This is a genomic window from Pseudomonas floridensis, from assembly GCF_002087235.1.
GTDB classification, from domain to species: Bacteria; Pseudomonadota; Gammaproteobacteria; order Pseudomonadales; family Pseudomonadaceae; genus Aquipseudomonas; species Aquipseudomonas floridensis.
Window position 1 is genome coordinate 1 of sequence record NZ_MUIO01000254.1, and the last position, 987, is coordinate 987.

Consider the following 987-nt stretch of genomic DNA (forward strand, 5'->3'; position numbering starts at 1 on the left):
CGCCAGCCAGCTGCGCAGCCTGTTTTTCGATGCCTCGCGCGAAGGCAACAACCCGATGCTGGACACCTTCATCGAAGCCCGTTACGACCTCAACGTGCGTGACGAGCAAGGCTACACCGGCCTGATTCTCGCGGCCTACCACGGTCATGAAGATTCGGTGGTGCGCCTGATCGATGCCGGTGCCGACCCTTGCGCCAAGGACAACCGCGGCAACACCGCACTGATGGGCGCAATCTTCAAAGGTGAGCTGAGTATCGCCAAGCGTCTGGTGCAGGCCGATTGCGGAGCCAATTTGACCAACAATGCTGGCCAGACTGCCGCCATGTACGCAGCCCTGTTCAAACGCACCGAAGTGCTCAAGGAATTGACCGAAAAAGGCGCTGACCTGAGCCTTCGCGACAGCATGGGCAACGACGTGCAGGGTCTGTCCAAAGGCGAGTTTCAGGCCCTTCCGACCCGCTGAGAGACCTTCAACTCTGTATGAATGTGCCTCACCGGAAAACTGCCATCCGCCCAGGACAGCAGTTTTTGTCGGCACGTTTCTTGTCGAGACAGTTGCCCGTGGTCATAGACGACCGTTACCGTTGCCAGAACCGGCCCCCGGCTCTCCCGAACCCAACTCAGCGCCCGTCACCGGCACTTCGGCGGATGGATCGGATTGGGTTCTCTGTTTCATGACCATCAGGGTCGCTTCATCGTCCTCGCTGAGCATGACGGACGCCGTCCCGTCGCCCCCATCGACCGCCGGCAGCGGATTCTCGACGTACTCAAACTCTTCATCACTGTTCCAGGGACCTCGCGGACTCGCGTCGCCATTGGACATGTTGTAGTAAGTGCGGCTGAACTCCGGCATTCCGGGCAGTTTGCCCTGAGGGAAGTTCGGCTGAATCGAGTGCAACGCTTTCTCGAATGAAAGCTGATGGGCGATTTCGCGGGTCATCAGAAACCCCAGCGCATCCTTGACTCCAGGGTCATCGGTGACGTTCA

At 59.3% G+C, this 987-nt stretch carries 2 protein-coding genes; one reads left to right on the forward strand and one right to left on the reverse strand.

Translation table 11 applies throughout. From position 1 onward, the window contains the following. Window positions 1-463, forward strand: a 463-nt coding sequence (locus BZK31_RS28720; RefSeq protein WP_083186493.1) for an ankyrin repeat domain-containing protein, incomplete at its 5' end; no start/stop codon positions are given. A 102-nt stretch (window positions 464-565) separates the two neighbouring features. On the opposite strand, the gene BZK31_RS28725 is transcribed toward BZK31_RS28720, so the two are convergent. Next, on the reverse strand, window positions 566-987 hold a 422-nt coding region (locus tag BZK31_RS28725), incomplete at its 5' end, for a manganese catalase family protein (RefSeq protein ID WP_208617256.1).